An 11798-nucleotide genomic window follows, 5' to 3' on the forward strand; every position below is an offset into this window, starting at 1 on the left:
TATCTGAATATTGTTATATACTTATATAAATGGGGGAAATTAGATGGAACATAAACATGAAGAAGGCAAATTTAATTTTGAGTTTGAGGAAAATACAAGTCTTGAAGACAAAATAAGAATTATTGTAAATGAACAAATAATAAAACCTTATTCACAAAAGGCAAGCAAAGAAGCAGAGGTATATATATACTATACAGAAGCAGAACAAAGAGTAGTACCACTAGAAAAAGAAATGGCTTATAGAATACTTAGTACTTGGAAGCTAGATTTATACGATGTAGATTTCGATGAAATCGTCGATTCTTTAATTTTCGTTCCAGAAGGACGTTTTATGGATTACCTTTTCCATACTAAGATTTTAAGATTATTACCAGCAGGAGTTACTATACATTCAGTAGGAATCAGTCCTACTCTTGCAGAAAGACTTACATTAGCTATGGGACATGCCATTTCAGAAATGAGTTGTACTTATTTCACATCACTTAGAAAAGGCGAAAAGGTAGAAGCTAAAGACGTATATAAATACCAAACTTTCATAGATTTGATGGATGATTATTTAGTAGAATACAATAAGCATCTTGTTAAGTGGTAGTATATTTAATGATTTTTAAATAAAATTTTTTTAGTATATAAAACTGAAGTTGATTTTAGGGGGGCTAAATAAATGGCTAGAGGTAAAAAATACCATGTTTTTATGGAACATGTGACAATTGACAATATGACATTGATGAAGTACAGAAAAATTCTAGATGATTACATAAAAAAACACGATTTGTGGGATGTAAACACTAGAGAATGTTGGTTATTCGATTTAATAGATTTTAAATTGCAGGGAAATGCAGGTCTTTGCTATAGAAGTATACGTATGCTAGAAATGCACTGGGACTTTGACAGTGACAACGACGATATAGATTTTTATATAATAAGACATATGCAGGCACTTCAAAAGAAGATATTAGAAGAAGAAATGGCAGAAAAAGAAGCTGAAAATAAATAAATTTAATAACAAAGAGAATAAAAACTATTAGATAGTAAAGACTTTATTATCTAATAGTTTTTTTGTAAAAATAGCTAATATTTTTAAATTATAATATTTTTTTCTTGAATTTTTTTAGTAAAATAAAAATCCATACACTTGATATAAAAATAGATAAAATCATATAAATTAATTCTTTATCATAAATTGATTTTGCTATCCAAAAGGATGGTAAAAACGATAAAACGTATTGTGCATTAGATGGAAGAAAATACGGTCCTAAAATTCCTAAAATAGTAAGTGTAGATAATTTTGTTACTGCCATTCCTTCTAATTTATTTGTCGATAATGTCACAATAATAAGTGCAATTATAATACCTTGTAGCGTACCTGATATGGAGAGAAATAGTATTTCAGTAAAGCATAAAGCTGTGAGCTTAAAAATCGCAAGCGATAGAACTGTAATAGCAAATGCAATAACAGCTGGAATACAAATACGAGATATTAAATAACCTATTTTTCCTAATCTAGTGATAAATAAATAGCTTTGAATGTGATCATCGCGTTCTTCTAATATAACCATAGCAGCTATAAAACAAAACATTGTAGGAGCTATCATAGAGAAAAACAAGTCAAAAATTCCGTAATATGGCGATAAAATTGAGTTTATACTTGTCCAATTCACTAATGTTTTTTCGACAAAAGGTATTATAAATTTAAATGCTATACCAGCCATAAGCGGGGCAAAGCAAGCTACAAATAAAATCATATCACGTCGTATAAATAACAGCATCTGCAAAAAACTCACTCGTATTGCTCTCATAGACTTACACCCCCTATACTTTTTAACATCCTAGAAACACATTTTCTAGCTATAATAAACAACACATAAATCAATACAACTGTAAATAGCAATCCTATAGGTGAAAAGGCATTACCTGCTATCATATCGATACAGACATTAGGTGGATATACATAGAATACATCATAGTAAGATATATCGAATAAATGCAATACAGCAGGAACAAAACCAATTATTTCAATAGGAACAGTACACAATATAAATTGATTTAAACTAGTAATTTTTGTCGCAATTATAATTCCAAGCAAAGTAAATATTATACTAGATAGCATGGTTCCTAATAACATATAAGCCAAATTTGAGGTTTCTACACAAGTTTCTAATATAGTTGCTACAATCAAGGCGATTACGCATAGAGAGGCAACCTTAGAAATTATGTATTCAGTTTCATCTATTGGAGATACTGCAAAAGCACAGGGAATTCGTTGGCTTTTTTCTAATAGAATAATCGCCCCCATAAAAAACAATCCCATAGCTGCTGGATCAGAAAAAATAAGTAGTGAAGCTACTTTTTCCCGTATTGTCTCCGGCAAGATAAATAGTATTACAATATATAAAACTGTCAAAATTCCATAAAGTAAATAAAATCCATATTTTGTTTGAAGCTTTATATCCCATGATATCAAACGACCTAATCTCATAGCAATGTCCTCCCAGTAATATCAATAAAAATATCGTTAAGCGTCGGTTCGCTACTGTGGATTGACTGTAGACGATTCTCTGTTATTAGTCCCTTTAGAGTTTTATCAGATGATATATTCTCAAGAGAACAGCTTGCAGTATGTTCTGTATCTTCAATCCATGTGTATGTTACTTTAGTTGCTCCTTTTGACATAATCAAATTGTGAGGGCTATCAAGTGCTAATATTTCTCCATCTACAATAAATGCAACTCTATCACAGAGCTCTGTAGCATCCTGCATGTTGTGGGTTGTCAAAAGAATGGTCTTTCCCTTATCTCTTTCTGATAAGATAATGTCTTTCATTAAACGACTGTTTGTCGGGTCAAGACCGCTAGTAGGCTCGTCGAGAAATATAAGCTTTGGATCGTGTAGCAATGCTTTTATAAAATTTAAACGTGATTTCATACCCTTTGAATAGCTTGATACACGTTTATCTGCATCGTTTTCTAATCCGACCATATGAAGTAGCTCATCGATTTGTCTAGGAGTGTTTTTATAAAGTGATGAGAAAAATTGCAGATTTTCTTTTGCGGACAATTTTTCATACATAGTTGAAAACTCGAAGTCGACACCTATATCTTCGTAAAAGCTATTGGTGCACTTACTACATTCAACTCCATTTACAATTGCAGAGCCTTGATATGTGGGGAGCATACCCAATAGTATTTTTTGTAGGGTGCTTTTGCCGGCACCAGATGGTCCTAAAAAACCAAAAATTTCTCCTTTAGAAACAGAAAAACTCATATTTTTAATAAATGGCTTTTTTGTGTAGCTAAAAGAAAGATTGTTTACAGTAATCATTTCGACCTCCTAAATAAATATTTGACTATATTAAAATAAATAGTCAAATAAAATGTTGTTTTTAGTCCGGTAATCTCACCGGACTTTTGTTTTAGATAAATTGTGTTACTAAGCCGTAAATCAAAGTACGCAGTGCATAGTCGAATTGTTCTTCTCCAATTTCTTCTTTATGCAGTGTAGAAAAATACAATGCACGAAAGGCTGCACTAAATATTTTTGTATCTGCGTCCTTTTTTAAAGGTAATGATGAAAATACACGTTCAACCATAGTATCGTCATGACCTAAGTGTTCTACAAGAATATCTTGTGGCAGCTTACGGGCTAAGAGTTCAATTTCATCTGAATTTAGTACTTTTAAAATAGGCATTTCCATAGCCATCTTGTAAAACCCTAAAATAATATCGGTAAGCTTATCAGCTGAAAATGTTGAAGGGTCTATTTGGCTTATGGATTGATAAAGCTTTTGTTCAATTAAATCGTGTTGTTCTAAAATAACATCAAATAGAAGTAGTTCCTTTGATTGATAAAAAAGATAAAATGTCCCTTTAGGAATTTTAACACGTTTTACAATTTCATCAACGGTTGTTCGTTTGATGCCGTATTTAGCAATACAGTCTGCTGCTTCTTCCTTTAAACGTTTTTTTATATATTCACGCTCATGATCTGAATAGCGTTTTGGCAAATGAATCACCTCTTATTTGACTAAAAATACTTTTATAGTCATTATAGGTAAATATGCTATTTATGTCAATAGATTTGATAAAAGGTAAATTATTTGGTGATAAGTGATTTAAATTTTATATAATATATATGAAGTTAAAAAACAGGGGGGATTTTTATGTACAATTCAAAAGAAGAGCTTTTAAATTTAACATTGGAATTAGTAAGAGAAAAAACAATTTCATCTACTTCAGATGAAAAATATGGTATAGAATTAGTCAGTAAAAAGCTTATGGAGATAGATTATTTCAAAAAAAATCCAAACAATATATATATCGGAGACGTAGAGGACGAATTAGGAAGGACGTTTTTATGTGCTCTATATAAATCTGAGAAAAAGACAGATAAAACTGTTATTCTGATAGGTCATATAGATACAGCAGATATAGAAAATGCAGGTAATTTTAAAGACTTTATATTAAAACCATATGAATATACTAGAGTTCTAGAAGAAAATATAGAACTACTAGATCAGGAGTCAAGAGACGATTTGCTATCTCAAAAATATCTCTTTGGAAGGGGTATAATGGATATGAAAATGGGTGTTGCGATGGAGATTGCAACTTTAGAATATTATTCAGAGAGAGAGGATTTTGAGGGAAATTTACTTATGGTAACAGTTCCAGATGAGGAGTCGAATTCTAAGGGGCTTATAAAGGCACTTCCATTTGTAAATCAAATTATAGAAAAGGAAAATTTAAGACCTGTGGCTGTACTAAACACTGAGCCAGACTTTGGAAATTATCCAGGAGATGACGGTAAATATATATACACTGGAAGCTGTGGCAAACTGCTTTTAGGAGTATATTCAACTGGAGTAGAGGTACATGTAGGAGAGAGCATGTGCGGACTTAATACTAATTTAATATCTTCGCAAATTATCCAAAATCTAGAGTTAAATGTGGATTTGTGCGAGAAGGTAGAAAATGAGTACACGATGCCGCCGACTTGCCTAAAATACGAGGACAGCAAAAAAGTCTACAACGTTCAGATGCCAGAATCGTCTATTATGTATTATAATTTGCAGGTATTTGAAAAGAGACCTTTTGAAATAGTAAATGAGATAAAATCACTTTGTGAAAAATCAGCCGAAAACACTATAAATTTAGTAAATCAATCTAGAAGAAAATACGAAGAGCTTGGGAATAAAATAAATATAGATCAAAACTTAAACATAAATGTATTTACATTCGATGAAATATACGAAAAGGTTTATAAAAAATACGGAGAAAAATTTGAACTAGATTTAAAAGAAAATATAAAAATATGGCTAAAGGATATATCTTTAGATGAAAGAGATGTCTGCAGTAAGATAGTCGACTTTGTAAGCAAGTATATAAAAGAAAATGATCCAATGATAGTTATCTTTTTCGCTCCACCTTATTACCCTAGCGTAGGTGTAAAAGAAGACGACAGTAATTACAGTTTGGTAAAGAAAATAGTCGAAAACGTCCAAAGCTTTGCAAAAAAAGAACTAGATGAAGAAATAAATACACAGAGATATTTTAAAGGTCTATCTGATTTGAGCTACTTCAGCTTGAGGGATTCAGAAGAGGTAATCAGGTACTTAAAGCCTAATATGCCTTCCCTTGGCTATAATTACGATATTCCATTTGACGAAATCAAAAAATTAAATCTGCCTGTATTTAGCTTTGGTCCACATGGAAAGGATCCACATAAATGGACAGAGAGAATACTAGTAGATTACTCATTTGAGAAAGTACCTGTGATCTTTAGACAATTAATAGAAAATATTTTGAATATTTTGTAACAAAGTCAAATTAAAAAATTTTTATATTAAAAAGAAATTATAATAAACAAGGATAAAGAAAAACAAAGTAAAATAAATTAAATTAGTTAAATTCGATTATTTTACTTTGTTTTTTTATTTATTTTTCCAAAAAAACAAATGTTTTTTAAATACATAGATAAATGATAAAAAACGTATGAAATTGTAAGAAGGTCCAAAATATGATAAAATAAAGTCAAAATGAGATAATTATATATTAAAAAGTCAAATTTTTAGGTTTGGAGTGATTTTATGGAATATATTATGGGGAAAAAATTGCTAGATATGCCTGTCAATATGAAGATTGTCAAAATGCTATCAGCTATAAATGAGAGCAAAGGACAGCAAATTATCTATAAAAAGCAGCCAAAAGAGGTTTTAGAAAAATTGACAGAAGAAGCACTATTAAATTTTACTATCGACTCGTGTGAAAATGTTTTTTTGGAGCAAGACGATTTTAGAAAAATATTTTCAGGAGAGGTAAAACCAAAAACTAGGGAAGAGGTAAGTGTAGTAGAATTTAAAGATATTTTGAAAACAGTAAATAATGCTTATGAAGATATGAGAATAAGTTCACAGACAATACTTGAACTTCATGGATATTTACATCGTTTTTCTTTAGTAAGAGGGGGAAAATATAGAACTGAGGAAAATGATTTTTTACAAACTGACTTTTTTAGAGAAGAGACATTTAACAACCATGGGATATTGATCAAAAAAAATATTGAAGACAGATTAGACAAATACATAGAGGATTTATGCACAGAATACAATAAGTTAATTATGGAAAATGAAATAGATAATTTGATAATTATAGCTTCATTTATCTTGGATTTTATACTGATATCGCCTTTTCCAGAAAATAATATAAAAATGGCTAAATTGCTTACAGTACTTCTACTAAATAAAAATGGATATGAAGTAGGAAAATACGTGAGCTTAGGAAAACTTTACGATGAAAAGACACAAATATACTTTAAAGGTTTATTCACTAGAAAAAACGATAAAGATAAGTTCTACTACAATGTAAATAAATGGTTAGAGTATTTCTTGAAATTTGTATTAGAAGGATACAAGACTTTAGGTGAAGAGCTTAATTTAAATGCAATTAAAAAGGAAACTAAGACTAAGAGAATAGAAAAAATAGTAAATTCAACATTAGGTTATTTTACAAAAGACGACATAAGACTCCAATGCCCAGACATACCAGAGCCTACAATAAATCGAGTTTTCAACAACTTGAGAAAGAGTGGTAAGATTGAAGTTGTGGCAAAAGGAAGAAGTGCTAAATGGAGAAGAGTATAGATTTTTACTATAAAAAAAAATTAATATTTAAAAATAGTTAAAAAATTATTGCAAATTCTAAATATTTGTATTATTATCTATAGTATCAACAGAAATTGGTAAATATAGTATATATTGTTGAATATATAATCAGAATTTTAATTAGATTAAAAAATAACTAGGAGGAATGGGAAGATGAATTTAATAGATAGACAATTTAATATAGTTACAATAGAAAAATTAAATCATCATCACCATCATAGCTCTTAGGGATTGTAATATGAAGAATGTTTTTCATAGATGCAAGCCCTATTTGTGTTAGCTTAAAGGCTTGAGTCTATGATGGTAGAGAAATCACTAAACCATGTAGGTAAAAGCCTACATGGTTTTTTATTTTATCAAAATAAATCAGACAGAAAGGTATACAGGTGATTAAATGAAATTTTTAAGAATTCAAGACGAATTAAATTTTGCAAAGAAAAGATATGAATTGACAAAGAAGATAGAAACATCTTTTGTAGATGCTGGATTTATACAAATTAAACCAGAAATATTTGAAGAATACGATGAAATAACATCAGTAGATAAAAATATATCAACAAAATCAATGGTAAAGGTTATAAGCAATAAAGTAATGGTTTTAAGACCAGATATAACTATAAGTCTTATGAAGAGCTTAATTCCTAGATGGGAAGACGATCTAAGCTTAAAGCTATTTTACCATTCAACAGTATATAAAAATAGAAAAGACAACGATGGAATTATAGAATGTAGACAATTCGGATGTGAATATTTAGGAGAACCATCAATAGAAGCAGATAGAGAAGTAGTAAACCTAGCATTTAATATATTTAGAAAGTTTACAGATAAATTTTTACTTGAAATAGGTAGTGGAAATTATATAGACGGATTTGTAGAAGAATTAAATATAAGCGAAGAAAAAGAAAGAGAATTTAAAAAGCTACTATATAGAAAAAATAAACCAGAATTAGAGGTATTTGCAAATAGCTTAGATATAAGAGATGAGCTAAAGGAGCTTATGCTAAATATTTTAACTATTAGAGGTACTTTAGCAGAGGTAACAGAAAAAGCTAATAAATACTTCACAAACGACAGAATGAAAAAAGGTATAGAACAGCTTAACACAATAAGTACTTTAATATCAAAGGAAGATTTAGATAAATACACATTATTTGATTTATCAATGGTATCAAAACTTGATTACTACGATGGAATAATGATGAAGGGATACTTTGGAAATTTATATAAAGAAATACTAAGCGGTGGTAGATACGATCAGTTGACAGAATCTTTTGGAAGAAGAGTTCCTGCGATAGGATTTACAATTTACTTTGACGCATTAATGGAAGCTATTAACAGATAGGAGAGGGAAATATGGACAATTTAACAATAGCAATAGCAAAGGGAAGAATAGAAAAAGACATCTATAGAAGACTTCAGGTTTTAAATATGGAGAAATGGATAGATAGGGATTCTAGAAAATTAATATTTACAGATGAAGAAAACCATATAACATATATTCACGTTAAACCTAGTGACGTCGTGACATACGTTGAAAAGGGAGTTGCAGATTTAGGTATAGTTGGTAAGGATACAATTCTTGAAAATGAAAATGAAAGTGAAGTATACGAATTATACGATTTAGGCTTTGGAAAATGTAAATTCTCTGTAGCTGGTATGAAGGGCAAAAAAGAAAAATACCTTACATCTGAAAACCTAAAGGTAGCTACTAAATACCCAGTTATAGCAAAACAATTTTTTAAAGCTAGAGGTCAAAAGATAGACATTATAAAATTAAATGGTTCAGTAGAATTAGGACCAATAGTAGGCTTATCAGATGTAATAGTCGACTTGGTAGAAACAGGAAATACAATAAAGGCAAATGGACTAGAAGTCTATGAAGATTTATTCGATATAAGTGCTAGAATAATTGCAAATAGAGTTAGCTATAAATTTAATTACGACAAAATTCAAAAAGTAATAGACTTATTAGATTCAACAGTTAAAAGTACAGATTATAAATAATATTTAAATGAAAAGATAAGGAGCGATAATTATGAATAGAGAAAAAGAGAGTATAAGAAGTTTAGAACCATATGTTACAAACCCAACAGTATGTTCAGTTAAATTAGATGCAAATGAAGGAAATAGTGAGCTTTACCTAGATTTATTAAAAAATCTTGCAGACAGCGATATAACATTAAATTACTATCCAGACGATTCGTATGCAGATTTAAAAAAGGCGATAAATGCTTATGTAGGATACGAGCCTAAGAATATAACAGTGGGAAATGGATCAAGTGAATTACTAGATTTATGTATAAAGACTTTTGTAGATAAAGATGAGAAAATCTTAAGCTTAGACCCAACTTTTAGTATGTATTCAATTTACGCTCAAGTATTCAGCGCAAAATACATAGGAGCAAAGGCAGAAGAGGACTTTGAATTAAATGTAGACAGTATAATAGCTGAAATAAAAGAAAGCGACCCAAAATTAGTTATACTATGCAACCCAAATAACCCAACAGGAACACTTCTTACAAAGGATGAAGTTAGAAAAATAGTAAAAAGCACAGATGCTCTTATAGCTTTAGACGAAGCTTATATGGAATTTTCAGATGAATCTCTAATAGATGAAGTTATGGAATACGACAACTTATTAATAGTAAAAACTTTATCAAAGGCATTTTCTCTAGCAGGAATAAGAGCAGGATATATAGTTGCAAATGAAGGCTTAATAAATTCAATTGAAAAGGTTAGAGCACCATACAATTTAAATTCACTATCAGCATATATAGCGACTAAGGCTTTAGAACAAAAAGAAAGAATGTACGACTATATAAAAGACGTTAAGGAACAAAGAGAAGTGATATACAACGCTTTAGTTGATTTAAAAGTAAAAGTATATAAATCTGGTGCAAACTTTGTTTTCTTCAAAAGCGATATAGAAGACTTACAAAAGAAATTAGTTGAAAAAGACGTTCTTATAAGAAAATTCAGTGGAAAATTAGACGGATACTACAGAGTATCAGTTGGAACAAAGGAACAAAATCAAAAATTCTTAGAAGCATTTAAAAGCATTATGTAATAAAAAATTTAGGAGATAAATATGAGAAGTTATAAAGTAGAGAGAAATACACTAGAAACTCAAATTTTAGTAGAGATAGATTTAGATGGAACAGGAAAAGCCGACATCGATACTGGAGTTGGATTTTTCGACCATATGCTTACACTTATGGCATTTCATGGGAAGTTTGACATGAAGGTAAAGTGTAATGGAGATACTTATGTAGATGATCATCATACGATTGAAGATATAGGAATAGCATTAGGGGAATGTGTAAAACAAGCTTTAGGAGATAAACGCGGAATAAGAAGATACTCTACAGTATTTATTCCGATGGATGAAGCTTTAGCTAGAACTAGTATAGATGTAAGCAATAGACCGTTTTTAGTTTTCAATGCCGATTTTACAGATGAGAGAGTCGGAAATATGACTACTCAAATGGTAAAAGAATTTTTCAGAGCATTTGTAAACGAGTCTAGAGTTACATTGCATATAAATTTATTGTATGGTGAAAATGATCATCACAAAATAGAAGCAATATTTAAATCTTTTGCGAGAGCATTAAAAGAAGGAATAGAAATAATTTCAGATGAAGTTGCTTCATCAAAGGGGGTTTTATAATGAATAATATTATAGTAGATTACGGTTTAGGAAATTTAGGGTCTGTAATCAGAGGATTTAATCGCGCAGGCATAGAAACAAAATTATCTAGAGATTTAAATGAAATAAAGAACGCAGATTCACTAATACTTCCAGGAGTTGGAGCTTTTGGTGATGCTATGAAGAAATTAATAGAATTAGAATTAGTTGAACCTATCAGAGAATACGCTAAAACTGGCAAATACATGATAGGTATATGCCTAGGAATGCAAATAATGTACGAACAAGGTACAGAATACGGAACTCACGAAGGACTTGGACTAATAGAAGGTTCTGTAGACTTTTTAGATATAGATTTAAAGGTTCCTCATATGGGATGGAACAACTTAAAATTTGAAAAAGCTGACGATCCAATATTAAAATACATAAAAGAAGACGATTATGTTTACTATGTTCACTCATACTATGCAAATTCTTCAAATGAAGAGCTAGTAGCTTATTCAGAATACGGCAAGAAAATACCAGGACTTGTTAGAAAAGGAAACGTATATGGATTACAATTCCACCCAGAAAAAAGTGGACAAGTCGGAGCAGATATATTAAAAGCATATAAGGAGTTGATTTATTAAGATGATAATTTTTCCAGCAATAGATATAAAGGACAATAAATGTGTTAGACTTACACAAGGAGATTTCGACAAGGTAAATGTATATGGAGAGGATCCATCACTTATGGCTAAAAAATGGGCTTCATATGGAGCAGAGTTTATACATGTAGTAAATTTAAATGGATCAAGAGATGAAGTCGGAATAAACGATGAAACTCTAGCAAAGGTAGCAAAAGCAGTAGACGTTCCTATACAAGTAGGTGGAGGAATAAGAGACGAAAAAAGAGTTAAAGAGCTTTTAGATTTGGGTATAAACAGAGTTATAGTTGGTACTATGGCTATAGAAAATAAAGAACGGAAGAAGGAACTCTATATAGCAATGTATACT

At 30.2% G+C, this 11798-nt stretch carries 14 protein-coding genes; 10 read left to right on the forward strand and 4 right to left on the reverse strand.

Annotation, left to right across the window (positions count from 1 at the left end):
- The first annotated feature begins 43 nt into the window (after positions 1-43).
- Positions 44-592 (forward strand): hypothetical protein, encoded by a 549-nt coding sequence (locus tag ACI3VO_RS13820; RefSeq protein ID WP_439758476.1) that lies wholly within the window; start codon positions 44-46, stop codon positions 590-592.
- Between the two features lie 72 nt (positions 593-664).
- Positions 665-997: a hypothetical protein gene (locus ACI3VO_RS13825; protein ID WP_439758477.1), complete on the forward strand. Its 333-nt coding sequence runs from the start codon at positions 665-667 to the stop codon at positions 995-997.
- Positions 998-1085: 88 nt separating this feature from the next.
- Here ACI3VO_RS13825 and ACI3VO_RS13830 read toward each other — a convergent pair whose 3' ends face one another.
- The 4 genes from ACI3VO_RS13830 to ACI3VO_RS13845 all read right to left on the reverse strand — a co-directional run bounded on the left by ACI3VO_RS13830 (position 1086) and on the right by ACI3VO_RS13845 (position 4012).
- Positions 1086-1799 carry an ABC transporter permease gene (locus ACI3VO_RS13830; protein WP_439758478.1) on the reverse strand — a complete coding sequence of 238 codons (714 nt, stop codon included), beginning with the start codon at positions 1797-1799 and terminating at the stop codon, positions 1086-1088.
- Positions 1796-2479, reverse strand: coding sequence for a fluoroquinolone export ABC transporter permease subunit (locus tag ACI3VO_RS13835; protein ID WP_439758479.1), 684 nt, complete (start codon positions 2477-2479; stop codon positions 1796-1798). The genes ACI3VO_RS13830 and ACI3VO_RS13835 overlap by 4 nt, the downstream gene beginning before the upstream one ends.
- Positions 2476-3321, reverse strand: a complete 846-nt coding sequence (locus tag ACI3VO_RS13840) for an ABC transporter ATP-binding protein (RefSeq protein WP_439758480.1) — start codon at positions 3319-3321, stop codon at positions 2476-2478. Before ACI3VO_RS13840 ends, ACI3VO_RS13835 begins: the two co-directional genes overlap by 4 nt.
- Before the next feature lie 91 nt (positions 3322-3412).
- Positions 3413-4012, reverse strand: coding sequence for a TetR/AcrR family transcriptional regulator (locus ACI3VO_RS13845; protein ID WP_439758481.1), 600 nt, complete (start codon positions 4010-4012; stop codon positions 3413-3415).
- A gap of 147 nt (positions 4013-4159) precedes the next feature.
- Here ACI3VO_RS13845 and ACI3VO_RS13850 point away from each other — a divergent pair, with 147 nt between their 5' ends.
- The 8 genes from ACI3VO_RS13850 to ACI3VO_RS13885 form a co-directional block, all read left to right on the forward strand.
- Entirely contained in the window at positions 4160-5812 is a 1653-nt protein-coding gene (locus tag ACI3VO_RS13850; RefSeq protein WP_439758482.1) for a M20/M25/M40 family metallo-hydrolase, read from the forward strand.
- A gap of 270 nt (positions 5813-6082) precedes the next feature.
- The gene (locus ACI3VO_RS13855; protein WP_439758483.1) at positions 6083-7135 is read left to right on the forward strand and encodes a Fic family protein; all 1053 of its coding nucleotides are present in this window, start codon (positions 6083-6085) and stop codon (positions 7133-7135) included.
- Between the two features lie 415 nt (positions 7136-7550).
- Complete coding sequence (locus ACI3VO_RS13860) at positions 7551-8498, forward strand: ATP phosphoribosyltransferase regulatory subunit (RefSeq protein ID WP_439758484.1); 948 nt, start codon at positions 7551-7553, stop codon at positions 8496-8498.
- An 11-nt stretch (positions 8499-8509) separates the two neighbouring features.
- Complete coding sequence (hisG, locus tag ACI3VO_RS13865) at positions 8510-9160, forward strand: ATP phosphoribosyltransferase (protein ID WP_439758485.1); 651 nt, start codon at positions 8510-8512, stop codon at positions 9158-9160.
- Positions 9161-9191: 31 nt separating this feature from the next.
- Positions 9192-10223, forward strand: a complete 1032-nt coding sequence (hisC, locus tag ACI3VO_RS13870) for a histidinol-phosphate transaminase (RefSeq protein ID WP_439758486.1) — start codon at positions 9192-9194, stop codon at positions 10221-10223.
- A gap of 21 nt (positions 10224-10244) precedes the next feature.
- Entirely contained in the window at positions 10245-10823 is a 579-nt protein-coding gene (hisB, locus tag ACI3VO_RS13875; RefSeq protein WP_439758487.1) for an imidazoleglycerol-phosphate dehydratase HisB, read from the forward strand.
- Positions 10823-11431 (forward strand): imidazole glycerol phosphate synthase subunit HisH, encoded by a 609-nt coding sequence (hisH, locus tag ACI3VO_RS13880; RefSeq protein ID WP_439758488.1) that lies wholly within the window; start codon positions 10823-10825, stop codon positions 11429-11431. The genes hisB and hisH overlap by 1 nt, the downstream gene beginning before the upstream one ends.
- A 1-nt stretch (position 11432) precedes the next feature.
- On the forward strand, positions 11433-11798 hold a 366-nt coding region (locus ACI3VO_RS13885), incomplete at its 3' end, for a HisA/HisF-related TIM barrel protein (protein WP_439758489.1).

This window comes from Intestinibacter sp. (assembly GCF_051866655.1).
Lineage (GTDB): Bacteria > Bacillota > Clostridia > Peptostreptococcales > Peptostreptococcaceae > Intestinibacter.